Origin of the sequence: Bacillus sp. SIMBA_031 (assembly GCF_046535225.1) — a bacterium.
Classification (GTDB): Bacteria; Bacillota; Bacilli; order Bacillales; family Bacillaceae; genus Bacillus; species Bacillus velezensis.
This window is the reverse complement of the sequence record NZ_JAWRXC010000030.1, coordinates 1-1,055: the sequence shown is the minus strand read 5'-3', so window position 1 is coordinate 1,055 and position 1,055 is coordinate 1. Positions and strand designations below refer to the sequence as shown.

5 tRNA genes and 1 rRNA gene are annotated in these 1,055 nt (G+C 41.6%); all 6 read right to left on the bottom strand.

Going from position 1 to position 1,055, the window contains the following annotated elements:
• Nucleotides 1-163: 163 nt before the first annotated feature.
• A tRNA-Pro gene (locus tag SB724_RS19355) sits at nt 164-240 on the bottom strand.
• 16 nt (nt 241-256) lie between these two features.
• A tRNA-Arg gene (locus tag SB724_RS19350) sits at nt 257-333 on the bottom strand.
• 32 nt (nt 334-365) lie between these two features.
• Nucleotides 366-440: transfer RNA gene (locus tag SB724_RS19345), tRNA-Gly, on the bottom strand.
• 346 nt (nt 441-786) lie between these two features.
• Nucleotides 787-859 (bottom strand) — tRNA-Thr (locus tag SB724_RS19340).
• A gap of 2 nt (nt 860-861) precedes the next feature.
• Nucleotides 862-936, bottom strand: a tRNA-Asn gene (locus tag SB724_RS19335).
• A 46-nt stretch (nt 937-982) separates the two neighbouring features.
• Nucleotides 983-1,055: ribosomal RNA gene (rrf, locus tag SB724_RS22235) — 5S ribosomal RNA — on the bottom strand; the annotation flags it as partial.

The following is a 1,055-nucleotide window of genomic DNA, read 5'->3' as shown; positions in this document are numbered from 1 at the left end:
TGTCAACAACTTTTTTCAAGTTGTTTCCGAAGCTTTTCGTTGTTGTCTGCTGTTCATCAGCGACGTTTAATAATATACCACGGTATCTCTCTATAAATCAAGCATTTTTTTTAAAAAAAAGAGAGAAAAAGAAAACCAGTATATTATCTTTAAAGTTTGAGAATGGTCGGGAAGACAGGATTCGAACCTGCGACCCCATGGTCCCAAACCATGTGCTCTACCAAGCTGAGCTACTTCCCGATTTTTAAAAATATTATGGCGCGCCCGAGAGGAGTCGAACCCCTAACCTTTTGATCCGTAGTCAAACGCTCTATCCAATTGAGCTACGGGCGCAATTAATATCACAATATCCCGTTGGGATAAAATGGAGCGGAAGACGGGATTCGAACCCGCGACCCCCACCTTGGCAAGGTGATGTTCTACCACTGAACTACTTCCGCAAGTAAAAATGTAAAGCATGGCCAGAATACAGCCTCAGATAGCGGTAAACTGTATTATTATTTATTCAGTAAAAATCCAAACGGTATAACCCGCAGATCAATCTAAACATACTGCTCATTATGACAAAAGTAATTATATCAAGGTTTTGGTAAAAGTCAATACCGTTTAACAATTAATTATGTTAATCTCTTTGAATCATTGAAGCAAGGCTAGCTTCATCAGAAAGCGTGCTTTAAACACCTATACCTTAACTGCTGCAATCAGTAACAGTTTTTACTGATCCAAATAAAAAAATAACAGTTCCATAACATGCGGAAACTGCCTCAGATCAACGTATTTTAGATAAGCTTCCAAGCGGGCTCGAACCGCTGACCTCTTCCTTACCATGGAAGTGCTCTACCTGCTGAGCTATGGAAGCAATGGCTCCGCAGGTAGGACTCGAACCTACGACCGATCGGTTAACAGCCGATAGCTCTACCACTGAGCTACTGCGGAATATTATAAGCTTCATAAACAAAAACATGGTAGATAAAATAAAAAAGCTTGGCGGCGTCCTACTCTCACAGGGGGAAACCCCCGACTACCATCGGCGCTGAAGAGCTTAACTTCCGTGT